This window comes from Xanthomonas bromi (assembly GCF_900092025.1).
GTDB lineage: Bacteria > Pseudomonadota > Gammaproteobacteria > Xanthomonadales > Xanthomonadaceae > Xanthomonas > Xanthomonas bromi.
The window spans coordinates 61,777-86,524 of record NZ_FLTX01000009.1 but is presented as its reverse complement, the minus strand read 5'-3'; the positions used below and the strand labels follow the sequence as shown (position 1 = coordinate 86,524).

The following is a 24,748-nucleotide window of genomic DNA, read 5'->3' as shown; positions in this document are numbered from 1 at the left end:
CCCCGTTGCAGAGCCGTAGCCCATGAATCAACACGACGAAATCTATCTGATCGACCTGTGGCGCATCCTGCGCCGTGAATGGCGCTGGGCGCTGGCTGCGTTGGTGGTGGTGCTTGTGCTGACGTTTGCGTTCCTGCGCGTGGCAACCCCGCAATGGGAGGCCACCGCGTGGATCCAGGTCGGCGAGATCGGCCCGACACCGGCCGGGCGCGACCCCAAGGTCGAACCGTTCCAGCGCGTGATCGATCGCATGAAAACGCGGCTCTTCCAGGACGCGGTGTTGCGCCAGGCGCAGGTGCCGCTCAAGAGCCGCGCTGCACAGCTCTATCGCAGCAGCCTGAAGCCGGACCCCGATCCTTACGCCAATCTCATCGGTGTGACCATCCGCGCCGCATCGGCGCAGCAGGCGCGGACGCTGGCCATGGCCACCGTGACCGAGCTGCAGAGGTTGCATGGCGACACCAATGCGGCTGCGCTCGATCTGGCGCGCACCCGGCTGCAGGGCTTGAGCGAGGATCTGCGTGCGGCCACCACGAATCGCGAGCAGCTGCAGCGGCAGTTGCAGGCCGGGCAGGGCGGTTCCGCTGCCACGCCGGCGCAGGTCCTGGCCGGCGTATTGCTCGCCGACAGCAACACCACCATCCGCGGGTTGAAGAGTGAGCGCGAGGATCTGATCGCCCGCCTGACCACACGCTACACCTACCAGACCTCGCTGGCGTGGCCGCTGTACGTGCCCGACCGCCGGGCCTATCCCAATGCGATCACCGCCTGGGCAGCGGGCCTGCTTGCCGGGGCGGGGCTGGGCGTGCTGGTCGCGGTGCTGCGCAATGCGGTACGTCGCCGTGTGCGGGCTGCCGCACCTGCTGGTGCGTGACGACTGCGGTGGCGTATCGGCGCATTGCGCTGGGTTTGACCGCGCGCATCCCGCAGGCGCCACGCTGTAGCGCGTGCGAAAGGCAAGCCGCACTTGGCATGGCTGCAGGTCGAGCCAACGCATGCGTGTGGCGTGCGATCGCCTGAGCCCGCGTGACCATCGCCCACCACGCTGCAACCAAACCGGCAGCACCTGGCACTCACGGGTCTATCAAGCGATGCCGCGTCGGCGGCGTTGCGCCGGGAGAGTGTGGTGAGAACAGCAGGACTGGTGTGGGGGGCTGCGCATGTCGTCAATTAATGAGCATGCGGCGCGGGGCGGCACGGTGGCGCCGGAGCAACTGCTTGAGACGCAACGTGCGTTCGACAGCGTTGCTCCCGACTACGATGGCCCGCGTGGCAACAATGCGCTGATCCAGCGCATGCGTACCACGCTGTGGGACACGGTCGCGTCCGAGCTGCCGGTCGGCTCGCGGTTGATCGATCTGGGCTGCGGCACCGGCCTGGATGCTGGCGAATTCGCACGCCGCGGATATTCGGTACTTGCTACCGACTGGTCGCCGGCAATGGTCGAGCGCACCCGCCATCGCGCCGCAACGCACGGGCTGGAAGAACGGCTCACTGCCGCACATGTCGGCATCCAGCAACTCGATCAGCTGGAAGGCAGCTTCGATGGCATGTATTCCAATTTCGGCCCGCTCAATTGCGCGCCGGATCTGCCGGCCGTCGCGGCCGAATGCGCGCGTTTGTTGCGCGCCGATGGTTGCCTGGTGTTTTCGGTGATCGGGCGAATCTGTCCGTGGGAAATCGGCCATTATGCCTTGCGCAGGCGCTTCACGCGTGCCGCGGTGCGCGCCGCCAAGGGGGCAATTGCGGTTGGCATGAACGGCCACACCATCTGGACCTGGTACCACCTGCCGCGCGAGTTCTACCGCGCATTCGAACAGCATTTCGTGCTGGACAGTTATCGGGCCTTGAGCCTGTTCCTGCCGCCCCCGTATCTGGTGGATTTCTGCGAACGCCATCCGCGCCTGTCCGAGCGTCTGGGACGCTGCGACGACCGCTGGGGCGGGCTGCCGCTGCTGCGTGATATGGGCGATCACTTTCTGATCGTGATGCGCAAGCGTTGAGTGGAGATGCCGATGGCCATGGCCGATGTCTGTCTGCAAGGAGCACGCGCGATGACCTTGGCGGGTCCGTCGCGTACCGCCGTGACCATCCACGCGGGGCGCTTTGGCGGCACGCTCGGCACCGGTACCTTGCGCCTGGACCTGCAAGGGCATGTGCTGACACCGGGCCTGATCAATGCGCACGAGCACCTGCAGGTCAACTGCGTGCCGCCGCTGCCGCAGGCCGCGCCGTTCGCCAATAGCTATGCGTGGATCGAGGCGTTTCAGGTGCATTTTCAGCACCCCGACGTCGCCGCCGCACTGCGCGTTCCTAAAGCCGTGCGGCTGCGCCATGGCGGCTTGAAGAATCTGTTGGCCGGCGTCACCTGCGTGGCCCAGCACGACCCATGGCACGCAACCCTGGATGAAGCGCATTTCCCGGTGAGCCTGCTGCGTGAATTCGGCTGGAGCTACGCGCTGGGCTGGACCGGCTACGGCCCACCGGTACAAGGCAGTTTCGCCGCAACCCCGACCGCGCATCCCTGGATGATTCATCTGGCCGAAGGCACCGATGCCGTAGCGCGTGCCGAGCTCGATGAACTCGACCGGCTCGGCTGCCTGGCCGCCAACACGGTGTTGATCCATGGTGTGGGCATGGGGGAGCAGGATATCGAGCGGGTGATCGCGCGCGGCGCAGCCGTGGTCTGGTGTCCGTCCAGCAATCAGGCGCTGCTCGGTCGCACGCTCGATCCATGGCGCTTGTGCATGGCCGGCAAGTTGGCGCTGGCCAGCGATTCGCGCCTCAGCGGCGCACGCGACCTGCTGGAAGAACTGCGCATCGCCAGCCAGAGTGGGTTAGCGCCGGACCTGCTGTTTGGCATGGTTACCAGCGACGCCGCACGCATCCTGCGCATGGCCACCCGTGGGCGTATTGCACCGGGCGCCACTGCAGATCTGCTGATCGTGCGCGACCGCGGCGGCGAGCCCGCCAGCAGCGTCATCGGTTGCGACCGCAGTGATCTGCGTGCGGTGATCCGTGACGGCAAACCGCGCATCGCCGATCCGGATTTCGCGCCGTGGTTCGACGCGGCCGGCATCCAGACAGTGCCGGTGCTGCTGGATGGGCGGCCCAAGCTACTCGATGCCAGGCTGGCCGACCCGGCGGTACTGGCGCTCGAACCCGGCCTGCAGCGCGTGGCGCTGGAACGACCTGCGCAGGCCGCCGTGCAGGTTGCGCATGCGCTGGCAGCCACCGGAGCTATCTCGTGAGCGCAGTGCCGGCGCTCGAACCCGCCGCGGCCTATGCGCTGTGGGCGCAGGCCTATCCGCCGCATGCGCACAACCCGGTGATGTTGGCCGAAGAACGCGCCATGCTTGCATTGATGCCGGCCAGCCTGCAGGACCAGCATGTGCTGGACGCCGGCTGCGGCAGCGGCCGTTACATGCTGCACGCATTGCGCCGCGGCGCGCGGCACGTCACCGGCGTCGATCTATCGCCGGAGATGTTGCTGCGTGCCGGCGCCGAGCTCGCGCAGGACTGGCAGGCCGCACGCTTCGTCTTGCAACAGGGCAGTCTGGATCAGCTACCACTGGCCGATGCGGTCGCCGACCTCAGTGTGTGTGGCCTGGTCGTGGGACATCTGCAACGGCTGTGGCCTGCGCTGGAAGAACTGCATCGCGTCACCCGCGTCGGCGGTCTTGTGCTGTGCAGCGACGTGCATCCGATCGGCCACGCACTGGGCTGGCGACGCGACTTTAAGGCCGATGGGCGGCATTACGCGGTGCGGCATACCCAGCACCTTTACAGTCACTGGCATTCGGCATGCACTGCACTCGGCTTTGCGGTGGAAGCGGTCGCCGAGCCGATGCTGGACCCGGCGGATATTCCGGCCAGCGCACGTTTCGATCAGACGGCGTTGCACGTGCCGGTTGCGCTGGTACTGCGGCTGCGACGCGTCGCGTGAACAAGACATCGCACAGGACAATGGCTGCGGGTGAAGTCAGTGCCGCCCGTCAGCGATCCGTTACGACTGCAGCGGCGCATGGCAGCGTCGTTGCATTGATCCACGTACAAGCGCAGTCGGCCCCATGAGCCTGCGCGTCGCACAGCTGAATCTGGTTCCCTCGCCCGATGGTCTGAGCGCAGAGCAGGTGTTCGCGCAATGGCCATCGTTGGCCGACATCGCCGAGGCCGTCGCCAGCGCTGGCGTGCAGGTATCGGTAATCCAGGCATCCACCTTAAACACGCGTCTTCGCCGCCAGGGCGTGGATTATCGCTTTGCCGATCTGCTGCAGCGTGGCAGCGCACGCCGCGCCCGTACGCTGGCCGCATTGGTGCGCGAGACCGATGCCGATGTGCTGCATGTGCATGGTCTGGAATTTGCCGGCGATGCGCGGCGTCTGGCGCGCCTGCTGCCGCAGGTGCCAGTCCTGCTGCAGGATCACGCCAACCGGCCGCCGCGCTGGTGGAGCAGAAGCCTATGGCGCGCACGCTACGCGGCGGCGGCCGGCATTGCGTTCACCTCGCTGGAGCTGGCGCAGCCATTCATGCGGGCGCGCCTGTTCCGCCGCTGCACGCAGCTGTTTGCGATTCCGGAATCGAGCAGCCGCTTTACCCCGGGCGATCAGCTGCAGGCACGCGAGCAGACACACTTGCACGGCGATCCGTGTGTGCTGTGGATCGGGCATTTAAGTCCAGCCAAGGACCCGTTATGCGTGCTCGATGCAGTGGCCATCGCCGCGCGCAGCCTGCCGGGGTTGCGGTTGTGGTGCGTGTTCGACCAGGCGCCGCTGATGGAGCAGGTGCAGCAGCGCCTGCGCGACGACCCGCAGCTGGCGGGGTGCGTCCACTTGCTGGGCAAGGTCGAGCATGCGCGCGTGCAGGCGCTGCTGCGTGCGGCCGACCTGTTCGTTTCTGCCAGCCACACGGAAAGCTGCGGGTATGCCGCACTGGAAGCCTACGCCTGCGGCTGCCTGCCGCTGCTCACCGCACTGCCTTCGTTCCGTGCGCTCAGCGACGATGGCGCAGTGGGCGCGTTGTGGCCGGTAGGCGATGCATCGGCATTGTCGGACCTGTTGCTGCGCGTCTGCCGGCAGCGGCCCTCGCGTGCGCAGGTGCGCGCACATTTCGACGCACGCCTCTCGTTTGCCGCAGTGGGCCAGCGCTGGGCGCAGGCCTACACGCAATTACGCGCTGCCGCGCCGGAGCGCACTGCATGAAACTGGCACTGGTGGTCCCGGGAGGTGTGGATCGCAGCGGAGAAGTCCGCGTGATCCCGGTGTTCCTGACCTTGATCCACTGGCTGGCACGCAACCATGAGGTGCACGTGTTCGTGCTGCACCAGGAGCCGCAGCCCGATACCTGGAGCCTGCGCGGCGCCACGGTGCATAACATCGGTGCTCGCCGCACGCGCCTGCGCGCGATCGCCGCCATCGTCGACGAACACCGGCGCGCACCGTTCGATGTGATCCAGGCGATTTTTTCCGGCTATTGCAGTTTGATCGCAGTCACCGCCGCCAAGCTGTTACGCCGTCCCAGCGTGGTGCATATCGCCGGCGGCGAGCTGGTCGCCCTGTACCGTATCGGCTACGGCGGTCGTCTCAAGTGGCGCGGACGTCTGCGCGAAGCGGTGATCCTGCGGCTTGCCGATCGGGTGACCGCGGCCAGCGCGCCCATCATCGCGTCGTTGCAGGCACTGGGCATCGCGGCGCAACGCGTGCCGCTGGGCGTGGATCTGCGCGCCTGGCTGCCTGCCGCGCCGCGGGTCCGTACCGAATCCATTGCGCGCCTGCTGCATGTAGCAAGCCTCAATCCGGTCAAGGATCAGACCACCTTGTTGCAGGCGATGGCCGCGCTCAAACGCGCCGGTGTCGCCTTCACCCTGGACATGGTCGGCGTCGATACATTGGACGGCGCCATGCAGCGCTTGGTGCAGCAACTTGGTTTGCAGCAACAGGTGCGTTTTCTCGGCTTCAAGACCCAGCGCGAGCTGCGCCCGATCATGCTGTCGGCCGATCTGTTGGTGCTGTCCTCGTTGCACGAAGCCGGGCCGCTGGTGCTGCTGGAAGCGGCCGTTGCCGGTGTTCCGACGGTGGGAACTGCGGTGGGGCATCTTGTCGAATGGGCACCCATTTCCGCACTTGCAGTGCCACCGGGCGACTGGGTCGGGATGGCCGAGGCCATCCGCCAGGTCCTCGGCGACGACGAACTACGCTTGCGTCTGGCCTGGGCGGCGCAATGTCGCGCTGTCCGCGAAGACGCTGCATTGACCGCGCGCCTGTTCGAGCAGCTGTATTGCCAGCTGTGTGAGCGGCGACCGCTGCGTTGAGTGCCCTGATGCGTGTGGCAACGAGCGAGGGGCGCTCTTCGGAGCGCTTGCACTTACTCTTCGAAGGCGCGGCGTGTTGCCTGCGGAGCCCGAAACTGCACGCTCATGCCGGCTGCAGATAGCTAGCCAGCGCCGCACGCACCACATACAGCATGTCCGTACGCGGCACTGGCCTGGTCAAGCGCGTCATCAGGCGGCGCGCCTGCGTTTGCCGCACCCAAGGCTGATCCTGCAGCCATAACTGCGTCTGCAGCATGTCCGTACGCTCCTTGCGACTTTCTGCCGAAGGCACCACGCGGTTGCGCAGATACTGCCGTGCTTCGCCCAACGAGCGCGACCATTCGATCCCAGGCAAGGCCGACAGCCACAGATTGGAACACGATGCGGCAGTAAGCGTTTGCCGTGCCGCTCGCAGGCGCAACAGTGCAGGGCAGGCTGCCTGCAGGCGTGCCATCACCGCAGTCGGTACCACTGCGCGGTAATAGCGTTGCAGCAACAATAATGGCGGCAGCGCCCACCACGGCGGCATGGAGGCGTCTTCCCACAATTCTTCCCAATCGCGCGGGCCCATGCGCGTGGTCAGCAATGCAAGATCATGCAGATGCATCAAGCGAATGGTGCGGTGGCAGATGCCGCCTGCCGCATGCAGCAGCAAATGGCACATCAATGCACCGATGGACGGGTAGGCGTTCAAGCCCGGTTGCGGGTGCTCTGGCCGAATCCGGTCAGTGATATCCACGCTGCTCACCGGCAGACGTTCCTGGATGCGCGTATGCAATTCGATCGTGATCGGCGCATCGCGGTGTTCGCCCAATCCAGCAACGGCCTCGCCCTGCTGCGGCTTGAAGACCTGATGTTTCCATTGCGCGAAAGAGGCGACATAGCCGAGCTCGCACAACAGCGCTGCGGCCGCGGGCGCGTCGTCCGGTTCTACCAGCAGATCGATATCGGCCATTGGGCGGTCGCCGGGCAGATACACGCCCAGTCGATGCAGGGCGGTGCCTTTCAGACCAACCAGCGCAATGCCGGCGCTGCGTGCGGCTGCATCGATGCGGGTCAGCAGCAGCGCGATGCGCCGATGGCGGTCTTCGACATGGTCGCGCTGCTCTCTGAGGAAGCTGTTCCATTCGGCGTTTTGCCATAACGAGCGACGCTGCAGCAGCGGCGACACGCCATGCGCTGCCGCTGCTGCTGCAGCCAGCTGCCATTGCAGCCGGTCCCACTGCGGCAATGCGTCGCCCGGCTGGGCCAGTTCCTGAGCCAGACGTTCGGTCGCCGTGTGCAGGTGGTGCTTGATGGTGCGAAGGGAAGGCTGCATGCGCGTGGTCCGGTCAGGCGGAATGTCGAACGAAGGAAGATGGGAACGAGCGAGTGCTAGCCCACCAGCACAGTGGCCAGTTGCCTTGGCTGACGCGCAGTACTTTGGGTCAGCGGCTCGGTGCGGTGCCGACCTGCGCTGGCGATCAAGGCGGACCAGCGCGCTTCCAGCTGATCCGATGCCTGCGCAAACGCATCGGCCGCCATCGTGGCGCGCGCCTGTTGCAGGTCGACCTGCGTGTGCAACAGATCGCGCACGCTGCGATAGAACTCGGAGTCGTACGCGCCACGGAACATCATCGCCAGGTCGTCGCTGTCCTGCCAATGGGTCTTGCTGCCGAGCTGATTCTTCACTTCTTCGTAGAATTTTGTGCCGGGCAGGGGATACGACACACTGACCCCGATGATGTCCGGATTGGCTTGCGTCACCAGTGCGCGCGTGGCCAGGATGTCGTCGAGCTCCTCGCCCAGATATCCGAGCTGGATGAAGAAGCCCACGCGGATACCTTGCGCGCCCAGGCGCTCACGCGCGGCGATCACCTCGCCGACCTGGGTGCCCTTGGTCATCTTGTCGAGAATGCGTTGGCTGCCGCTTTCGGCACCGATCCAGGCTTCCGCGCAACCGGCGCGCGCCAGCGCTGCGGCCATGCGTTCGCTGGCAAGGTCGGCGCGGGTCTGGATGGTGAAGGGAATCGCGCCGTCGGCATCGCTCAACTGCTGCGCAAACGTCTCCACCCAATCGATGTGGAAGCCGAAGATGTCGTCGGCCATCCAGATATGATCGGGACGAAAACGACGCTTGAGGTGAATCATTTCTGCAGCTACCTCTTCGGCGCCGCGGCGTTTGTAGTGATTGCCCCAGATCGGCTTGGCGCACCAGTTGCAACGGAATGGGCAGCCGCGCGAGGCCGCCATGTTCAAGCTGAAATAGCCGTGCCGCTGCTGCCAGAAACGCTGGTAGCGCGGGATGTCGACCAGATCCCATGCCGGCAGGCCACTCAGGCGTGCGTCCGGTGGTTGTGCGCCGGGATGCACGCGCACAACCGCAGGTTCGCTGGTGGCGATCTGCGCAACGCCTGCCAGCCATTGTTCGGTGGCAATGTCCGGCTGCGCTTCGACGCGCTCCAGCAGCGTGATCAACGGAGCGATGCCTTCGCCGATCAAGACCGCGTGCGCGCCTGCTGCCAGGAACACATCCGGGTTGTCGGACGCATCCGAGCCTGCCACCAGCACGCGGCAGCCGGCGGCGCGCGCTTGCCCGATCATGCGGCAGGCAGCTTCGCGCATCCGGCTCAAACACATCTTGGTAAGGAAGTTGAAGTTGTCTTCGTAAAACACCACCAGATCCGGCTGCGCAGCGCGCAGTGCAGGGGTGTAGTCCTCGACATCGTCTGCCAGCATTGCGTCGAACAGACTCAATGCATGCCCACGCTCGCGCAGCAGCGCTGCGATCTGCAGCGTCGCCAGAGGCGGATAGGGCTTGCCGCGCTCCCATTGCTTGGGATCGTAACGCAGGAAATACGAATGACTGACCTGGATCTTTAGCATCTGCACAAGGCTCTCGTTCTGTCGCCAGGTGGGCGCAGCGGCGGCGTGCGCAGACACCGGCATTCGGCTCGGCAGTAGGTGCGCCTGCAGGCGCCTTTGGTTGCGTAGCAGTGCGAGCAGACGCGGCCGCCGGCGATGCAACCTTTCGGTAGAAACGCAGCACACACCGGCTGATTCACAGCATTGGATAACCACATGCCGCAATCGGCTGCATGGGCAGAACACACGCCGCCGAGCGATGGCGAAGGTGTCATCGCACCGGAGGCTGCAGTAGCGGCAGATCCGTTCGGCGAACAGCGTCCGCGGCGCTTGGCCGTGCGTCGGCAGATTCTTGGCGCGCTGTTCCATTTCCAGAGCGATAGCGAAGCGCTGTTGGCGCTGGTCGATGTCGCCTATGCTCACCTGCCCGCGCATCGGTTGCCGGGCGCGCCGGAATTCCATGTCACGCTGGATCTGCTGCCGCGTGCGCCGGGCAGCATCGGTGCAGAGCCGCCACCTGTGCGTACGCACGCCAGCGGTGGCCTGTTGTGCGGCGTCATGGATGCCTGCAACTATCTGATGCTGTCGGTGCCGCAGCGCCGCGCGATGCTGGTGGTGTCCGAGGACATGCTTGCCCACGCGTATCACGTGCGGTACGAGTTGATCGAATTTGCGGTGTTCCTGCTGGCCGCACGTGGGATCGGGCTGGTGCCGCTGCATGGCGCCTGTGTCGGTCAACGTGGCCGTAGCGTGTTGCTGCTCGGCGCCAGCGGTGCGGGCAAATCGACATTGGCCTTGCACAGCCTGTTGCATGGCCTGGACTTCATTGCCGAAGACGGCGTGTTTGTCGCGCCGGACAGCCTGCTGACCACCGGCGTCGCCAATTTCCTGCATTTGCGAGCCGAAGCGCTGGCTCTGGTCGATGCGCACACGCGCGCGTGGATCGGCGCATCGCCGGTGATCCGGCGCCGCAGCGGCGTCGAAAAATTCGAGGTCGATCTGCGCCATGGTCATGCGCATCTGGCGCCACAGCCCATGCCGTTGCATGCGGTGGTGATGGTGTCCAGGACACCGGTCAGCATTTCGGCCCAGCGCCTGGTTGCGGTGCCGACCGAGCAGGTCGCCGCCTGTCTGGCCCACGATCAACCGTATGCCAGCGGTCAGCCCGGCTGGAAACGGTTTGTCGAACAGGTACAGCGCATCGGCATGTTCACCTTGCACCGTGGCTCGCATCCGCAGGCGTCTGTGGATGCGCTGCTGCAGCTATTGCAATGAGCAGCTGCATGCAAACGTACCGCTGCGCGAGTGGCCCACAGGCCGTCGTCGCGCATCGGGGACTGCGTGTTGCCCGCGTCTGACATGCAGGCGATGACGGCGCAGCAGCGCATGCGCACCCTGCTGCACCACTTTCTGAGCACCCTGGTGCCGGCAGACATGCCGACGATTGCACTTTACGTTGCGTTGTCGCTGGCTGCCGCGCTGGTCGGCAGTGTCGTGGCCGTGTGCCTGCTGCCGCTGGTGCAGCCCGGCCAGAGCGTGCAACTGGCGGGTTATCACCTGGCATTGCCGGGCAGCCTGGCGCTGCAGGCGAGTGTGTTCGTGGCGGTGAGCCTGTTGTTTGCCGCACTGCGCTGGCATAGCGCACGGCTGGCCGCGCGCTTGACCAGTCGCTATGCCATCGGTCTGCGCGGACGCGTGCATGCGGCATTGATCGAAGCGCCATTGCCTGCCTTGTCCGGCGCCAGTTCGGCAGAAATCGCCAATGTGCTCACCTACAATATCGAGATCGCCACGCAAGGCTTCAGCGCCGTGCTGCAACTGTTGGTCGCAGCCATCACGGCGCTGGTGAGCGTGGGCATCGCGGTCTTGATCGCACCTGCGCTCCTGATCGCCACACCGCTGTTGGCGGTGCTGGCATGGTTGAGCCTGCGTATCTCCAGCAGCGACGCACAGGCGCGCATCAGCCGTGCCTATGTGGCCGACATGACGCAGCTGTTCTGGTTGAGCGAAGATTTTCCCCGTCGTTTGCGCCACGTGCGTTCGTTTCAGCGCGAAGACCTCGAGACCGGCCATTACGAGCGCATTTCGACGCGCCTGGGGCACGGGTATGCGCAGCAGCAAGAACTGGTTGCCGGCAGCCGACTGCTGCTCGAACTCACCGCGGCGGTCGCCATCGCCGGCATTCTGGTGTTGGCCAATCGATGGCAGGGGGGCGATCGCGCTGCGCTGATCACCGTCAGTCTGTTGCTTGGCCGTTTGCTGCCGTACCTGATTACCACGCGGCAAAGCGTGCAGCAATTGCGTTCGGCATGGCCGGCCCTGCAGCTGTGGCGCCGCTATGTGGACCTGGGCGCTGTGCGTGCACATGCGCCGGAAGAGATGGCCGAACCGCTGCCGGCTTCGCTGCATATCGAGCACATCGGGCTACCGCCGCCGCTGCCCCAGCTCGCGATCGAATCGGTGTTATTGGTGCCAGGTCAGATCACCCTGGTGGTCGGCGCCTCCGGCGTGGGCAAGAGCAGTCTGATGGACGTGCTTTCCGGGCAGACGCCGCCGGCGCATTTCGTTGCGCATACGGGCGGGCGCCGGCTGACGTTTGCTGCTTATCGCCATCTGGTGCGGCACAGTGCCTACGTCGGCCAGGGCGTACGACCGTGGCAGCACACGGTGCGCGATTGCCTGCAGTGGGCGCTGCCCGGTGCTTCCGACGCGTGCATGTGGGAGGTGCTGTGCGCTGTCGGCCTGCATGCTCGGCTGCAGCGCGATGCGCAAGGCCTGGACACGCCGATCCATGCGCAGGAGGGTCGCCTCTCTGGGGGGGAAGCGCAGCGCTTACTGCTGGCGCAGGTGCTGCTGCGACAGCCGACCCTGGCGGTGCTGGATGAAGCGACCAGCGCCCTGGACGCCGATGCCGAACATCAGGTGTTGAGCACCCTGCGCGCGCGCCTGCCGCGCACCGTGCTGGTGGTGGTGTCGCATCGCACCAGCCTGGCAACAATGGCCGACCGCACGGTGACACTGGAGGCGTGCGCTGGTTAGGCGGCTCCGTGCCGGCTCGGCGGACATTGCGGCCCGGCACGGCATGCGATAAGTGCATCGCGTGCGGGCGTATCACTTATCCGCTATGGCCAAAAAACGCAGTGCGTAAACGTCGGGCCTGCATGGACGGCATGCACGACGCGCAGCGTAGTGTGAGCAAGTTGCGCTGCGCACCGGTCGCACACGACTGGCAGGTGCGCAGCCGTTGCATTCGCAGCACTAACCCGCAATGTCTTCCAGCGCACGATTGCGCGTGCGCGGGCCGAACACGGCAATCACGCTCGCCACGATCGACATGCTGAGTGCGATGAAGGCCAATACGCCATGGCTGCCGACTTGCGCAAGCAGCCAGCCAATCAACACGCTGCTCACTGCCGTGGAGAGGCGACTGAAGGAATAGCAAAACCCCACCGCACGCGCGCGCAAGCCGGTAGGGAACAACTCGGCTTGATAGCCGTGGTAGGCAAAACTCATCCAGGCGTTGCAGAACGCGACCATCGCCCCGCACAGCACCATGCCGACCGGCTGATGCTGCAAGGCGAACAGTCCACCGAACAGAACAGCGCCCAGCGCCGATGCGGTGATCTGCCATTTGTTTTCCCAGCGCTGCGCAAAACGCAGCAACAGCAGCGGCGCCAGCGGGTAGGCCAAGGAGATCGCAAAGGAATACGCCAGGCTTTTGGTCACCCCGGCCCCGGTACCCTGCGCCGAGATCAGTGCCGGCAGCCAGTTGCCGAAACCGAAAAAGCCGATCGCCTGGAACACATGGAAGACCACCAACATCCCGATGCGCCCGCGATACGGCGCACGCCACAGCAGCGCGCCCGGCACAACGCCGGTCGGCGAGGGAGCGGCCGCCTGCGGCTCGGGCAATGGGGCACCCACGTCGTCCGTACAGCGCGCCTCCAGTTCGGTCACGACTGCATCGGCTTCCGCATGCCGGCCATGCGCGGCCAGCCAGCGCGCCGATTCCGGTAAGCGACTGCGCAGCCACCAGATCGCCAGCGCGAACACGCCGCTGAGCAACACTACCCAACGCCAGCCGCTCACGCCCAATGGCGCAAACGGCACCAACAGCCACGCGGTTAACGCGACCGTGGGTACCGCCAGAAATTGCACGAAAAATGCAAATGCGAACGCCGCACTCCGCATGTGCCGCGGCACCAGTTCGGACAGATAGGTATCGATGGTCACCAACTCGATCCCCAGCCCGATGCCGACCACAAAACGCAGCACGATCACATCGGTAGCGGTGCTCTGCAGGCCCATCGCCATCGTGGCGGCGGTGTACCAGATCAAGGCGAAGGTAAACACCGGCCGACGCCCGAACCGGTCGGCAAACGGACTCAATAGCGCGGCACCGACAAACAGCCCCAGGAAGGTGGCCGCCGCGAATGCGGCCTGATCGGGCATGCCAAACGCGCCATCGGCACCGCTGGAAAATATTCCGTCGCGAATCAGCCCGGGACTGATATAGGCGGTCTGGAACAGGTCGTACAACTCGAAAAACCCGCCCAGCGCCAGCAACCCCACCAAACGCCACAGCGTGGCACTGGCGGGCAGCCGATCGATCCGCGCCGCGATCTGCGCGGAAGACGAGAGCTGGGCGGGGCCAGCTGGGGCAGTCGGAGACATGGGCAGGCACACGCAGACGGAGACGATACCATCATAGCCAGCGTCCAGAGCCCGTACCGGCCACGCTTCGTCGCGCAGTCAATGTATTCGTCTGCGGACGAGAGCGCCGAGCATGAAGGTGCGAGCAGTCTGCGAAGGGCAGCAATCAGCACCGTAGCGCATAGCAACAGCATGGGCGCGGGCACCAGCCGCCAGCACCGATCACCAACGCGCTCACACCAGCCTCTCTCTCCCGAGAAGTTGGGCGGGGATCCCTGTGCCAGCGATCCGGTAGGTCGCGTGTCACTTCGCCCAGATGCCGGCTCTCCGGCCCGTATGCATTGGTGCTCCTGGATCGAATGATGCCGCGCAATTGCGAAGCGGAAGCGAGCGCGAACATACCGTTGCAACACCACGGCAGCGCAACGCGCCCCTCAGCAACAAGCTCAACAACGCAACTATCGCTAGTGGTAGCCCGCAGCCCCATCCGTTGTCCGACTGCTGGAATGCTGTAATCCCCCTCCGCACCCACCAAGTCGCTGGCAATGCCAGCGGCCAGCCCCATCTCATGCACATCACTCTCTCCGGAGTCATCCGATGACCCCCATTTCCGTGCTCGATCTGGCGCCGGTCTGCGAAGGCAGCGACACCACCCAGGCCTTCGCCAACATGCTCGATCTGGCCCAGCACGCCGAGCGTTGGGGCTATCAACGCTACTGGCTCGCCGAGCACCACAACATGCCGGGCATCGCCAGTGCAGCGACCGCGGTGCTGATCGGCCATGTCGCAGGCGGCACCAAGCGCATCCGCGTAGGTTCGGGCGGCATCATGTTGCCCAACCACGCACCGCTGCAGGTGGCCGAACAATTCGGCACGCTGGCCTCGCTCTATCCGCAGCGCATCGATCTGGGTCTGGGCCGCGCGCCCGGCACCGACCAGCCCACCGCACGCGCCCTGCGCCGCTATTTCGATAGCGCCGATCAGTTTCCGCAGGACGTGGCCGAATTGATGCGCTATTTCGCGCCGGCGGTGCCGGGGCAGCTGGTACAGGCCGTGCCCGGCGCCGGGTTGGATGTGCCGGTGTGGCTACTTGGGTCGAGCCTGTTCAGTGCACGGCTGGCGGCAGCGATGGGTTTGTCGTTCGCGTTCGCCTCGCACTTCGCACCCGACGCGATGGACGAAGCAGTGGTGATCTACCGCCGCGAGTTCCGCCCGTCCGCACAACTCGCCAAGCCGCACGTGATGCTGGCCTTGAACGTGGTGGCGGCCGACACGCAAGCGCAGGCCCGCCGCCTGTTCACCACCCAGCAGCAAAGCTTCGTCAATCTGCGTCGCGGCAAGCCGGGCAAGATCCCCGCGCCGATCGACGACATCGACAGCTTCTGGCAGCCCCACGAGCGCGTGGGCGTCGAGCGTGCACTGGCCTGTACGGTGCTCGGCGATGCCGAGCAGATCACCCAAGGCGTGGCCGATTTCATCGAGCGCCACACGCCGGACGAGCTGTTGTTCACCGCCAACATCTACGACCACGCTACGCGTCTGCGTTCCTTTGAAATCGCCGCTGCGGCATGCCGCGAGCTGGACGTGACCACGGCGTGATTCACGTCGCTTTGCGCGACGATCCGCTGTGATGCGTGCACATTCATTGGGAAGATCAGCATGCAATTTCAGCAACGCAGCGAGAGTATCAAGCAGTTGGCCGAATTGATCCGCGGCGTGGACGTCGCGATGTTCACGACCGTGTCGGCCGACGGCAAACTGGTGAGCCGTCCGCTGGGCACACAGGACGTCGAGTTCGACGGCGACCTGTGGTTCGCCACCGCCGCCGACAGCCCGAAAGTGGCGGAAATCGCCGCCGATCCGCGCGTCAACGTGGCCTATGCCTCGGCATCGAAAAACACCTATGTCTCGGTCGCCGGCACTGCGCGTGTGGTCCACGACCGCGCCAAGATCGAAGAACTGTGGTCGCCGGCGATGAAGGAGTTTTTTCCGGGCGGCAAGGACGATGCGAACCTGCGCTTGATCCACGTGCGCGCCGAATCGGCCGAATACTGGGATGGCCCCAGCGGGCTGCTCGGCAAGGCGCTGTATTTCGTGATGACGGCGGTGACCGACGATACCGGCAGCCTGTCGGACAACCGCGTGGTCGATCTGAAGTAACTGCGCCAAAAACGCGCCGGACGCTTAGCGCTCAACGCCAGGCGTCCGTCCACCCGTCGCGCACCAGATCCACCAGCTGGTCGGAGGTGACGCCGAACACGGCTGCCGAGATCAGCGCAGCGGCCCAGCCCACCAGCATCAGCGCGCCGTCACGCTCGAGCAGGGCGAGTGCGAACAGCAGCAGGATCAATCCGAAAAGATAGTTGGTAAACGGGATTGGCAGCGTCAGCAGAATGCCCATCACGACCAACAGTAAACCGGTGAACACCTGCGCCGGCATACGGTCCAGCATGCCGTGCAGACGCGGTTCGAGCAGGCGATCCAGGCGTTGCAGCGTCGGCGCCAGTTTGGCGACGAAGCGCTGGCCGGTCCGACGGCGCGGCCCACGTTCGCCGATGAAGCGCGGCACCCACGGCTTGCGCAGACAGCACATCATCTGCAGGCCGATCAGGACCGTCAGTGGCCCGCTGATACCACCGGCAACGCCGGGAATCGGAATGAAAGAGGGCAGGATCGCCAGAAACAGGAACACGCCGAAGGCGCTTTGCTGCAGGTCGGCCAGAATCTCGCGGACGCGTAACACCTGGTCCGGGTCGCCCTCGCTGAAGGCCGCCAACAAGCTGCGGATGCCTTCGTTGCGGTAGCGCATCTGTTCGCTGGCGTCGTCGTGCGGCGCGCTGCCGTCATCCGACGATGTCATCGCTGTCCTCGTCGCCAACCCGGCTCAACAACAGCTTGTCCACGCGGGCACCGTCCAGGTCGACGATCTCGATGCGCCAGCCGGCCCAATCGAAGAATTCGCCGGCCTGCGGAATGCGCCCGAAGTAATAAATGCACAGGCCCGCCAGCGTGTGGTAATCGCCCTCATCGGCCTCTGGCAGATCGGCGCCAAGCACTTCGCGCAACTCTTCCACCGGCAGTGAGCCGTCGATCAGCAGCGATCCGTCTGCACGCGTCACCACCAACGCATCTTCGTCGGTGTTCTCCACCGCCTGCAGGCGGCCGACCACCGCGCCCATCAAGTCGCTGATGGTCACCAAGCCGCGAATTTCGCCGTATTCGTCGACCACCAGCGCCATCGACTGCTGTTCTTCGCGAAAGATTTCCAGCAGCTTCATCGCGTGCGTGGATTCGGAGACGAACAAGGTATCGCGCAAGGCCTGGAACAGGTTCTCGCCGTGCCCGCCCATGCGCGTGACCAACGATTTGACCTCCAGCACGCCGGCAATGTCCTGGTCGCTGCCGCGATAGACCGGGTAACGCGAAAATTCGTGCTCGCGCATGACCTGCAGATTGCGTTCCGGCTCGGCGTTGGCGTCCAGCCAGGCGATGCGGTTGCGCGGCGTCATCAGGCTGTCGGCGGTGCGGTCGCCTAGTCGCATTACTCGGTTCATCATGTCGCGCTCGTGCGCGTCGATCAACCCGGCTTCGTGGCTTTCGGCCACCAGCATGCGGATTTCTTCTTCGGTGATCGATGCCGATTCGTCCTTGCCCATGCCCAGCATGCGCAGCACCAGCCGGGTGGAGCGTGCCAGCACCCAGACCCCGGGCGCGGCGATCTTGGCCAGCCAGGTCATGGGTACCGCGACAAAGCCGGCAATGTCCTCGGAATTGCGCAATGCCAGCCGCTTGGGCACCAGCTCGCCGAAGATCAGCGTCAGGAAGGTGATCAGCGCCACCGCCAGGGTGCTGCCGATCACCGCCGAATACGGTTTGGGGTCGCCAACCAGCGAGAACGTGGCCGACAGTGCAGGGAAGGCCAGCTGCAGCCGCTGGCCGATGGCCTCGCCGATGGCTTCGCCGCCGAACAGGCCGGTCAGGATGCCGATCGAGGTGATGCCGATCTGGACCGTCGACAGAAAGTTTTCAGGGCTTTCCGCCAATGCCAGCGCCCGCGCAGCGCGCTTGCTGGAGCCGGCCATCTGTTTCAGGCGGCTCTTGCGCGAGGTCATCAACGACATCTCCGACATGGCGAAGAAGCCGTTCAGCACGATCAGAGCGATGACGATCAAAAACTCAACCACGGGCGTCTTCCCCGGTCAGTGAAGGGGAGGGCGGGGGAGCACTGGGTCTACCGGCAGGCGCACAGGCCGGGCGGCAACACGGGGGGATAGGGTCGTCTTCCATAGGGTGCGCCCGGAGGCGCGGGGGCATGTTACCAAACCACAGCGTGGTTCGAGCCGGGACATGCCGATGTGAAGGCGACTTCCCGGTGCGAGATACCCGGAGAGGTCATGGAACGGTCATAATTCGCGCCTGGCGCCGTCTCTCCCTCGATGGCTGGAAGTTGTCCACCCATGTTCTCGTTGCAGACCATCTTCGGCTCCGGCAAGCAGTTCTATGCGCTTCTGAACGAAGCGGCGCAGGCCGCCTACGACAGCACCAAGGCGTTGCACGCCATGATGCGCGAGTCCGACCGCCAACCCGCGCTGGACGCCTTCAAGCTGGCCCGCCTGCGCGAACGCGCCGCCTCCGACAAGATCGGCCAGGCCCTGGTGGACAGCTTCATGACCCCGATCGAGCGCGAAGACATCGAAGCGCTGGGCTCGGCGCTGTACAAGATTCCCAAGCAGGTCGAAAAATTCGCCGACCGCTATTCGTTGGCGACCAAGCACCTGGAGCATATCGACTTCGCTCCGCGCGCAGCGATGCTGGAGCAGGCGGCCGCAGTGGTAGTGGAGATGGTGACCGACCTGCCGCACATGAACATCGACCGCATGACCGCGCTCAACGACAAGCTGCGCATGCTCGAAAACGAAGCCGACCGGCTGATGCTGGAGCTGTACCGCGACATCTATTCCGGCCGCCTGGACACGCTGCAGATGTTCCTGCTCAAGGAGTTCTTCGAGATTCTGGAAAAGGCCATCGACCGCTGCCGCGAGGCCGGTGTGGTGGTCTACCAGATCGTGCTGAAGAACAGCTGAGGTCGCCGCGTGCTTACCCTTGTCCTGGTGGTGATCCTGGCGGCGTTGGTGTTCGAGTTCATCAACGGCTTTCACGACACCGCCAATTCCATCGCCACCGTCGTCGCCACCAAGGTGCTCTCGCCCGGCTGGGCGGTGATGCTGGCGGCCGGCATGAACCTGATCGGCGCACTCACCGGCACCGCCGTGGCGCTGACGATCGCGTCCGGCCTGCTCAACACCAACGTGGTCGAAGTCACCCCGCAGGTGATCCTGTGCGCGCTGCTGGGCGGGATCATCTGGAACCTGATCACCTGGTGGAAGGGGCTGCCGTCCTCCTCCTCGCATGCCCTGATCGGTGGCCTGTGCGGCGCTGGCCTGGCCGCGGCGCAGAACAATTGGGATGCGCTGATCTGGTCGGAAAACATCGGCAACTGGCCCAAGAACAAGGGCCTGTTGTGGAAGGTGTTCGTGCCGATGATCACTTCGCCGATTGCCGGTTTTTTGCTCGGCATCGTAGTAATGCTGCTGCTGTGGGCGATCATCGCCGGCATGTCCAAGCTCGGTGGCCGGATCGGGCGGCTGGCGCGTCCGCGTTGGGTGAATGCGTTCTTCGGCAAGGCGCAGATCGCCTCGGCTGCGTATATGGGCTATGCGCATGGCCATAACGATGCGCAGAAGACCATGGGCATCATCGCGATGACCCTGATCGGTGCGCAGTCGGCCGGTGCACTGGACAACCTGCCGAGCTGGCTGGCGTTCCTGCATCCGGGCACCGGCCTGGCGGCTGGTGCCGGTATCCCGATCTGGATCGTGCTGACCTGCGCGGTGGTGATGGCCGCCGGTACCGCGTCGGGCGGCTGGAAGATCATCAAGACGCTTGGCCACAAGATGGTCAAGCTGCATCCCATCCACGGCTTTGCCGCGGAAACCAGCTCGGCGACGGTGCTCACCGTGGCGGCGCACTTCGGCATGCCGGTGTCCACCACGCACAGCATTTCCACCGCCATCATGGGCGTGGGCTTCGCCAAGAACCCGCGTTCGCTGCGCCTGGGCGTAATCGAGCGCATCGTCTGGGCCTGGATTCTGACCATCCCGGCCGCTGGCGGTGTGGCCTATCTGATCCTGATGCTGTTCGAGCTGTTCGGCTGGACCTGAGCGGTGTCGCGGGGCGGTCACGCACTGTCGGCACGATGCGAGGCCGATGCCGCATGAACCGCCTTCGGCGGGCTTGCCCGCATCCCATGAAGTGAGACCCTTTCCCGATGATGCTTGCCCTGGTGTGCGTGTTGTTCGGGTTCGCCTGGTTGATCGACCGCCGCGGATTGCGGCGCCTTTCGCGCGCGTTGGGCATCGCCAGTGTGCTGCTGGTGTTCGCGGTGGGCTGCGGCCCGTTGCCCTCCTGGATGCTGCAGCACTTGCAACGCACCGGGGTCAACGACTTCAACGCGTGGGGGGTGCGCAACATCATCGTGTTGCTGGGCGCCGGCACCGTACGCCCGGAAGGCCGTGACGCGGTAGCCGAAGCCAATATGTTCGCCTACGGCCGCATCGTCGAGTCGGCACGCCTGTACCGGCAATGCCGGCACAGCGGTGGCGATTGCAAGATCGAGATCAGCGGCGGCGATGCGCGCGGGCTGGGCCTGTCCGAAGCAGTGGTGTATCAGCGCGTGCTGCTGGGCCTGGGAATTCCACGGGCGGACCTGATCATGGAGCCGTCGAGCATGAACACCTGGCAGAACGCGCAATTCAGCCAGCCCCTGCTGCGCGCCTACCGACCCGATCGCATCGCGCTGGTGTCCTCGGCCACGCATCTGCGCCGCGCCGAATTGTATTTCCGCCATTTCGGCATCGATGCCACACCGGTCCGCGCCGATTGGCTGACGGTTACCTGGTCGATCCTGCCGCAGAGCTACAACTTCACGCTGGCCGATGTGGCCCTGCACGAATACCTGGGCATTGCGCGCTATCAGCTTTACCAATGGATGGGGTGGAACGTGGAGGCGACCGCACCTGGCGCGGTCTGAACACCGCGCGACGCGGCTGATCCATCGCCGGACGTCGATACGCCCGGCGATGTCTGCGCTCAGCGCGTTCCGTACATCGCCTTGACGTCGTTGCGAAACGCGGCCTGGCTATCGGCGCGGTTGTAGAACATGTGGCCGCCCGGATATTCGCGCACCTGCACGCGTTTCGGGTCGCTGCCCATCGCCGGCATCTGGTCCACCGTCAATACCGAACCCATGAACGGGCAGGAGAGGTCGTTCCAGCCGTGCGCGATCAACACGCGCAACTTCGGATCGATCGCCACCGACTGACGCAGCTGGGTCACCGCACCCTTGCGCAGTTCGTCGTTCCATTCCCAGAGTTTGTTGACGTCGTAGTTGAGCGCGCGATATTGCGCATCGATCTTCCAGCCGACCACGCGGGTGACGAAATCCACCATCGCGGTGGTGGTGGGGGCAATGATGCTGTCCAGCAACGGGTCGTTGGCGCGTTGCTCGGCGTCGTTGGGAAACGGGTCGAAGGCGGTCACGTTGGAGTCGTAACGGCTGCCTAACTCGCCCTTGTCGCGAAAGACTTCGCGCAGATACGCCTGGGTTTCCAGACGCCCGCCGGAGCGTCGCACATACGCCGGATCCAGCCCGGTCATGCGGGTGACTTGCTGCAGCATCGCTTCGGTGGCCTTCGGGTCGGTGCGTCCTTTCATCAGCGCCACCGCGTAATCGCCGCGGGTGTAGTCGATCACCTGCCGCATCGCGCTGTCGCTGAGCTGGCCCTGGCGCTCCAGGTGCGCGGCAGCGATCGACGGCAATGTCAGCATCCATGCTACGGGCGACACGTCGCTGTTGTCGTCCAGTGTCGGGTTCAGATAGGGCGAGACCAGCACCACGCCGTTCATCGCCACGCCCAGCTGTGTCTGCAGGTAATGGGTGATACGCGGGCCGCGGAAGCCGCCATAGCTTTCGCCCACCAGATACTTGCGCGCCTGCAGGCGGCGGTTCTTGAGCAACCAGTCGTAGATCACGCGGGAGAGATATTCCACATCCGCCTGCGGGTTGTAGAACTGCTTCTTGGCCTCGTCGTCGCCGATCAGCGCGCGGCTGAAGCCGGTGCCGACCGGGTCGATGAACACCAGGTCGGTGAAGTCCAGCCAGGTGCCCGGATTGTCGCGCAGGGTGGCCGGTGCCGACGCGCTGTCGCCTTCGGCGCCGAAACCGACGATCTTCGGCCCGATCGCGCCCATGTTGAGATACACCGATGAGGCGCCCGGCCCACCGTTCAACGCGAAGGTCACCGGGCGGTCCTTGCCATCGGCGGTGTAAGCGGTGAACACCACTTCGCCCGTGGTCTTGCCCTGCGCATCGCGCACCGGCAACGTGCCGACCGTGGCGGTGTAGCTCAGGCTGCGGCCAGCCATGCGCGTGCTCTGGCGCACGCTGGCATCGGCCGGCAATGGTGGCTGTTTGGCGGCAGCAGCATCGGGTTTGGCGTCGCTTTTGGCGTCGCCTTTATCGGCTTTGTCTGGCGCATCGGCCAGCGCCGTTCCGGTGAGTAATACACAGGCCAGCAGGCCGGCACGGAGAAACAAGGACATGGGTATCGATGTCGGGAGTAGGGAAGTGCCCGATGCTAAGCCGCCGTAGAGCTCGATGGATGTGCAAGAAGGCACAGGTGCCGCTCGGACCGAGGTGGCATGCGCGGCCGGTTCCGGCAATCGGCTGACAACACGTGTCGATCGATAGCGCTACCTTCTTCCTTGGTGAGAAGGTGCCTAAAAGGCTGGATGAGGGTGCGCCCCATGGCGATGTCCCAGCCATTCATCGCGAAGTATCGCCATCAGGCCGCAGAGCTGAGCCGATGGCGTCACGTTCACTGCCCAACCCCTTTCCCAGCGTGAAAGAGGCTTTCGCTTCTTGAGCCTTCAACACTCCCGGCGTTCTCAGACTTCCAGCGACGCCAGGTCGCCCTTGGTCTCCAGCCACCGCTTGCGGTCGCCCGCGCGCTTCTTGGCCAGCAGCATGTCCATCAGCGAACGGGTCTGCTCGCCGTCGTCGATGGTCAGCTGTACCAGCCGGCGCGTATCCGGGTGGATGGTGGATTCGCGCAGCTGCTGCGGATTCATTTCGCCCAGGCCCTTGAAGCGGGTCACGCTGATCTGGCCCTTCATCTTCTCGCGCGCGATCTTGTCCAGCAGCGTGGCCTTTTCCTCTTCGTCCAGCGCGTAGAACACCTGCTTGCCCACGTCTACGCGGAACAGCGGCGGCATTGCCACGAACACGTGGCCGGCGGCCACCAGGGCGGGGAAGTGCTGCAGGAACAGCGCCGTCAGCAGCGTGGCGATATGCAGGCCGTCGGAGTCGGCATCGGCCAGGATCACCACCTTGCCGTAACGCAATCCGGTGATGTCGTCCTTGCCTGGATCGCAGCCGATCGCGATCGCCAGGTTATGCACTTCCTCCGAGGCCAGCACGCTGCCCGACGCCACTTCCCAGGTGTTGAGGATCTTGCCGCGCAGCGGCAGGATCGCCTGGAAGTCCTTGTCGCGCGCCTGCTTGGCCGAGCCGCCGGCCGAATCGCCTTCGACCAGGAACAGCTCGGTCCGCGACAGGTCCTGGCTGATGCAGTCGGCCAGCTTGCCGGGCAGGGCCGGGCCCTGGGTGACCTTCTTGCGGACGATCTGCTTCTCGGTCTTCAACCGTGCGCTGGCGCGGTCGATGGCGATCTGCGCGATCTTCTCGCCGATCTCCACGTTCTGATTGAGGTACAGGCTGAACGCATCGTGCGCAGCGCCTTCGATGAAGCCAGCGGCTTGGCGCGAGGACAACCGCTCCTTGGTCTGCCCGGAGAACTGCGGGTCGGTCATCTTCAGGCTGAGCACGAAGGTGACCCGGTCCCACACGTCTTCCGGCGCCAGCTTGACCCCGCGTGGCAGCAGGTTGCGGAAATCGCAGAACTCGCGCAGCGCATCGGTCAGCCCCGAACGCAGGCCGTTGACGTGCGTGCCGTGCTGCGCAGTCGGGATCAGGTTGACATAGCTTTCCTGCACCAGCTCGCCTTCCGGCACCCAGGCTGCGGCCCAGTCGACGATTTCGGTGTCTTTTTTCAGGCTACCGACGAACAACTCGGCCGGCAGCATCTCGTGCTCGGCCATCTCGCCCTTCAGATAATCGCGCAGGCCGTTTTCGAAGTACCAGCTGTCCTGCTCGCCGGTGGCTTCGTCGTGCAGCTTCACGGTCAGGCCGGGGCACAGCACCGCCTTGGCGCGCAGCAGATGGCGCAGTGCGCGCACGTTGAATTTCGGCGTATCGAAATACTTCGGGTCCGCCCAGAACCGCAGCCGCGTGCCGGTGTTCTTCTTGCCGACGGTGCCGACCACTTCCAGCTTGGAAGCGGCGTGGCCGTCGCGGAACTCCATGCGGTGCTCGCTGCCTTCGCGCTTGATGAACAGCTCGACCTTGGTCGACAGCGCATTGACCACGCTGACGCCCACACCGTGCAGGCCGCCAGAGAAGGTGTAGTTGCGATTGTTGAACTTGCCGCCGGCATGCAGGCGGGTCAGGATCAGTTCGACACCGGGAATCTTCTCTTCCGGGTGCATGTCCACCGGCATGCCGCGGCCGTCGTCGGACACCTCGCAGCTGCCGTCCTTATACAAGGTGACCTCGACCTGCTTGGCGTGGCCAGCCAGCGCCTCGTCGACCGAGTTGTCGATCACTTCCTGTGCCAGATGGTTCGGGCGCGCAGTATCGGTATACATGCCAGGACGGCGTTTGACCGGGTCCAGGCCCGACAGCACTTCAATATCGGCGGCGTTATAGCGGGTGTTCATGCATCTCGTTGGCACGTGAAACGACGCGCAAGTGTGGGGGCTGGG

General features: G+C 65.0%; 19 protein-coding genes and 1 pseudogene. 13 read left to right on the top strand and 7 right to left on the bottom strand.

All coding sequences use genetic code 11. The features are described from left to right. Nucleotides 1-22 precede the first annotated feature (22 nt). The 6 genes from XBLMG947_RS04000 (at nucleotide 23) to XBLMG947_RS03975 (ending at nucleotide 6,310) form a co-directional block, all read left to right on the top strand. Nucleotides 23-874, top strand: a complete 852-nt coding sequence (locus XBLMG947_RS04000; protein ID WP_065466490.1) for a Wzz/FepE/Etk N-terminal domain-containing protein — start codon at nucleotides 23-25, stop codon at nucleotides 872-874. A gap of 286 nt (nucleotides 875-1,160) precedes the next feature. Further along, the gene (locus tag XBLMG947_RS03995; protein ID WP_065466489.1) at nucleotides 1,161-2,003 is read left to right on the top strand and encodes a class I SAM-dependent methyltransferase; all 843 of its coding nucleotides are present in this window, start codon (nucleotides 1,161-1,163) and stop codon (nucleotides 2,001-2,003) included. A gap of 12 nt (nucleotides 2,004-2,015) precedes the next feature. Further along, nucleotides 2,016-3,251 (top strand): amidohydrolase family protein, encoded by a 1,236-nt coding sequence (locus tag XBLMG947_RS03990; RefSeq protein ID WP_065466508.1) that lies wholly within the window; start codon nucleotides 2,016-2,018, stop codon nucleotides 3,249-3,251. After that, nucleotides 3,248-3,946 (top strand): class I SAM-dependent methyltransferase, encoded by a 699-nt coding sequence (locus tag XBLMG947_RS03985; RefSeq protein ID WP_065466488.1) that lies wholly within the window; start codon nucleotides 3,248-3,250, stop codon nucleotides 3,944-3,946. Before XBLMG947_RS03990 ends, XBLMG947_RS03985 begins: the two co-directional genes overlap by 4 nt. A gap of 124 nt (nucleotides 3,947-4,070) precedes the next feature. Continuing rightward, nucleotides 4,071-5,201: a glycosyltransferase family 4 protein gene (locus tag XBLMG947_RS03980; protein WP_065466487.1), complete on the top strand. Its 1,131-nt coding sequence runs from the start codon at nucleotides 4,071-4,073 to the stop codon at nucleotides 5,199-5,201. After that, the gene (locus XBLMG947_RS03975) at nucleotides 5,198-6,310 is read left to right on the top strand and encodes a glycosyltransferase family 4 protein (protein WP_065466486.1); all 1,113 of its coding nucleotides are present in this window, start codon (nucleotides 5,198-5,200) and stop codon (nucleotides 6,308-6,310) included. Before XBLMG947_RS03980 ends, XBLMG947_RS03975 begins: the two co-directional genes overlap by 4 nt. Nucleotides 6,311-6,413: 103 nt before the next feature. On the opposite strand, the gene XBLMG947_RS03970 is transcribed toward XBLMG947_RS03975, so the two are convergent. Then, nucleotides 6,414-7,628: a nucleotidyltransferase family protein gene (locus XBLMG947_RS03970; protein ID WP_065466485.1), complete on the bottom strand. Its 1,215-nt coding sequence runs from the start codon at nucleotides 7,626-7,628 to the stop codon at nucleotides 6,414-6,416. Between the two features lie 56 nt (nucleotides 7,629-7,684). Then, a complete protein-coding gene (locus XBLMG947_RS03965) occupies nucleotides 7,685-9,238 on the bottom strand; it encodes a B12-binding domain-containing radical SAM protein (protein ID WP_065466484.1) in 1,554 nt (517 codons plus the stop codon). Nucleotides 9,239-9,370: 132 nt separating this feature from the next. On the opposite strand from XBLMG947_RS03965, the gene XBLMG947_RS03960 reads away from it, so the two are divergent. Both XBLMG947_RS03960 and XBLMG947_RS03955 read left to right on the top strand, forming a co-directional pair. Beyond that, nucleotides 9,371-10,429, top strand: coding sequence for a phosphoenolpyruvate carboxykinase (ATP) (locus tag XBLMG947_RS03960; RefSeq protein ID WP_065466483.1), 1,059 nt, complete (start codon nucleotides 9,371-9,373; stop codon nucleotides 10,427-10,429). Between the two features lie 93 nt (nucleotides 10,430-10,522). Continuing rightward, nucleotides 10,523-12,245, top strand: a pseudogene (locus tag XBLMG947_RS03955) (ATP-binding cassette domain-containing protein). Nucleotides 12,246-12,412: 167 nt separating this feature from the next. Here XBLMG947_RS03955 and XBLMG947_RS03950 read toward each other — a convergent pair. Beyond that, nucleotides 12,413-13,828 carry an MFS transporter gene (locus XBLMG947_RS03950; RefSeq protein WP_065466482.1) on the bottom strand — a complete coding sequence of 472 codons (1,416 nt, stop codon included), beginning with the start codon at nucleotides 13,826-13,828 and terminating at the stop codon, nucleotides 12,413-12,415. A gap of 576 nt (nucleotides 13,829-14,404) precedes the next feature. Here XBLMG947_RS03950 and XBLMG947_RS03945 point away from each other — a divergent pair. Further along, nucleotides 14,405-15,406, top strand: a complete 1,002-nt coding sequence (locus XBLMG947_RS03945) for an LLM class flavin-dependent oxidoreductase (protein ID WP_065466481.1) — start codon at nucleotides 14,405-14,407, stop codon at nucleotides 15,404-15,406. 60 nt (nucleotides 15,407-15,466) lie between these two features. Next, a complete protein-coding gene (locus tag XBLMG947_RS03940; RefSeq protein WP_065466480.1) occupies nucleotides 15,467-15,967 on the top strand; it encodes a pyridoxamine 5'-phosphate oxidase family protein in 501 nt (166 codons plus the stop codon). Nucleotides 15,968-15,998: 31 nt separating this feature from the next. Here XBLMG947_RS03940 and XBLMG947_RS03935 read toward each other — a convergent pair whose 3' ends face one another. Together XBLMG947_RS03935 and XBLMG947_RS03930 are read right to left on the bottom strand one after the other, a co-directional pair. Beyond that, entirely contained in the window at nucleotides 15,999-16,667 is a 669-nt protein-coding gene (locus XBLMG947_RS03935; protein ID WP_065466479.1) for an exopolysaccharide biosynthesis protein, read from the bottom strand. Continuing rightward, on the bottom strand, nucleotides 16,651-17,991 hold the full coding sequence (locus XBLMG947_RS03930) for a hemolysin family protein (RefSeq protein WP_065466478.1): 1,341 nt from the start codon (nucleotides 17,989-17,991) through the stop codon (nucleotides 16,651-16,653). The genes XBLMG947_RS03935 and XBLMG947_RS03930 overlap by 17 nt, the downstream gene beginning before the upstream one ends. A gap of 273 nt (nucleotides 17,992-18,264) precedes the next feature. Here XBLMG947_RS03930 and XBLMG947_RS03925 point away from each other — a divergent pair, with 273 nt between their 5' ends. From XBLMG947_RS03925 to XBLMG947_RS03915, 3 genes are all read left to right on the top strand, one after another. Then, entirely contained in the window at nucleotides 18,265-18,891 is a 627-nt protein-coding gene (locus tag XBLMG947_RS03925) for a DUF47 domain-containing protein (protein ID WP_065466477.1), read from the top strand. Nucleotides 18,892-18,900: 9 nt separating this feature from the next. Further along, nucleotides 18,901-20,028 (top strand): inorganic phosphate transporter, encoded by a 1,128-nt coding sequence (locus XBLMG947_RS03920; RefSeq protein WP_065466476.1) that lies wholly within the window; start codon nucleotides 18,901-18,903, stop codon nucleotides 20,026-20,028. 107 nt (nucleotides 20,029-20,135) lie between these two features. Beyond that, on the top strand, nucleotides 20,136-20,897 hold the full coding sequence (locus tag XBLMG947_RS03915) for a YdcF family protein (RefSeq protein WP_065466475.1): 762 nt from the start codon (nucleotides 20,136-20,138) through the stop codon (nucleotides 20,895-20,897). A gap of 59 nt (nucleotides 20,898-20,956) precedes the next feature. Here XBLMG947_RS03915 and XBLMG947_RS03910 read toward each other — a convergent pair whose 3' ends face one another. Then, nucleotides 20,957-22,468, bottom strand: coding sequence for a S10 family peptidase (locus XBLMG947_RS03910; RefSeq protein WP_065466474.1), 1,512 nt, complete (start codon nucleotides 22,466-22,468; stop codon nucleotides 20,957-20,959). Nucleotides 22,469-22,813: 345 nt separating this feature from the next. Then, on the bottom strand, nucleotides 22,814-24,703 hold the full coding sequence (parE, locus tag XBLMG947_RS03905) for a DNA topoisomerase IV subunit B (RefSeq protein ID WP_065466473.1): 1,890 nt from the start codon (nucleotides 24,701-24,703) through the stop codon (nucleotides 22,814-22,816). Nucleotides 24,704-24,748: the final 45 nt, after the last annotated feature.

Bases quoted from the DNA above. Each gene is read 5' to 3' on its own strand.
- XBLMG947_RS04000 (WP_065466490.1), top strand. From the start codon at position 23: ATGAATCAACACGACGAAATCTATCTGATCGACCTGTGGCGCATCCTG.
- XBLMG947_RS03995 (WP_065466489.1), top strand. From the start codon at position 1,161: ATGTCGTCAATTAATGAGCATGCGGCGCGGGGCGGCACGGTGGCGCCG.
- XBLMG947_RS03990 (WP_065466508.1), top strand. From the start codon at position 2,016: ATGGCCATGGCCGATGTCTGTCTGCAAGGAGCACGCGCGATGACCTTG.
- XBLMG947_RS03980 (WP_065466487.1), top strand. From the start codon at position 4,071: ATGAGCCTGCGCGTCGCACAGCTGAATCTGGTTCCCTCGCCCGATGGT.
- XBLMG947_RS03975 (WP_065466486.1), top strand. From the start codon at position 5,198: ATGAAACTGGCACTGGTGGTCCCGGGAGGTGTGGATCGCAGCGGAGAA.
- XBLMG947_RS03970 (WP_065466485.1), bottom strand. From the start codon at position 7,628: ATGCAGCCTTCCCTTCGCACCATCAAGCACCACCTGCACACGGCGACC.
- XBLMG947_RS03965 (WP_065466484.1), bottom strand. From the start codon at position 9,238: ATGCCGGTGTCTGCGCACGCCGCCGCTGCGCCCACCTGGCGACAGAAC.
- XBLMG947_RS03960 (WP_065466483.1), top strand. From the start codon at position 9,371: ATGCCGCAATCGGCTGCATGGGCAGAACACACGCCGCCGAGCGATGGC.
- XBLMG947_RS03950 (WP_065466482.1), bottom strand. From the start codon at position 13,828: ATGTCTCCGACTGCCCCAGCTGGCCCCGCCCAGCTCTCGTCTTCCGCG.
- XBLMG947_RS03945 (WP_065466481.1), top strand. From the start codon at position 14,405: ATGACCCCCATTTCCGTGCTCGATCTGGCGCCGGTCTGCGAAGGCAGC.
- XBLMG947_RS03940 (WP_065466480.1), top strand. From the start codon at position 15,467: ATGCAATTTCAGCAACGCAGCGAGAGTATCAAGCAGTTGGCCGAATTG.
- XBLMG947_RS03935 (WP_065466479.1), bottom strand. From the start codon at position 16,667: ATGACATCGTCGGATGACGGCAGCGCGCCGCACGACGACGCCAGCGAA.
- XBLMG947_RS03925 (WP_065466477.1), top strand. From the start codon at position 18,265: ATGTTCTCGTTGCAGACCATCTTCGGCTCCGGCAAGCAGTTCTATGCG.
- XBLMG947_RS03915 (WP_065466475.1), top strand. From the start codon at position 20,136: ATGATGCTTGCCCTGGTGTGCGTGTTGTTCGGGTTCGCCTGGTTGATC.
- XBLMG947_RS03910 (WP_065466474.1), bottom strand. From the start codon at position 22,468: ATGTCCTTGTTTCTCCGTGCCGGCCTGCTGGCCTGTGTATTACTCACC.
- parE (WP_065466473.1), bottom strand. From the start codon at position 24,703: ATGAACACCCGCTATAACGCCGCCGATATTGAAGTGCTGTCGGGCCTG.